This window comes from Shigella sp. FC1661, assembly GCF_001712525.1.
GTDB lineage: Bacteria > Pseudomonadota > Gammaproteobacteria > Enterobacterales > Enterobacteriaceae > Escherichia > Escherichia coli.
Window position 1 is genome coordinate 1 of record NZ_MDGW01000456.1, and the last position, 542, is coordinate 542.

Below are 542 nucleotides of genomic sequence, written 5' to 3' on the forward strand. Positions count from 1 at the left end.
AACTTTTCAGCGTGGGTTATTGAAGCCTGCAGGAGAAGGCTGGCAACAGATGCAACGCATCTGCGCCCGGCCAGCATGACAAATAACGAGAAATGAACGTTCGGTTACAGGAGCAGGTACCCACTGTCCTCCAACAATATTTCATCTTCATATCCGACGGAACAAGACTTACCCTGCCGGGATGTACAGAATAACAACAGAGTGATAATTAATTTCTGATGAAATAATCAGGGTGCGGAAGGACTAAAGATAAACGTTTTCTTCACGCCTTTACACGGCCTGTCCTTCTCAAATCGCCATTTTGCCATCGCCTTTACAACCTGCTCATCAAACAGATGGTGCGGCTCTGAACGAATAAACTCAATTCGGGTGACAGTACCATCAGCACCAATATCAAACCTCACATCAACCCGTCCCTTTATATAATTTGCCGCTGCATAGGCCGGATATTGTGGTAATGCCTTAACCAACTGTCGGGGCATATCTGTTTTATGTTGCGTACAGCCCATAACCAGAGAAGACAACAAAATAATTAACGGAAG

General features: G+C 45.2%; 1 protein-coding gene. It reads right to left on the reverse strand.

From position 1 onward, the window contains the following. Positions 1-227 precede the first annotated feature (227 nt). Positions 228-542 (reverse strand): TonB family protein (locus BFF42_RS20460; RefSeq protein ID WP_235868449.1); only part of this gene is annotated, 315 nt, incomplete at its 5' end.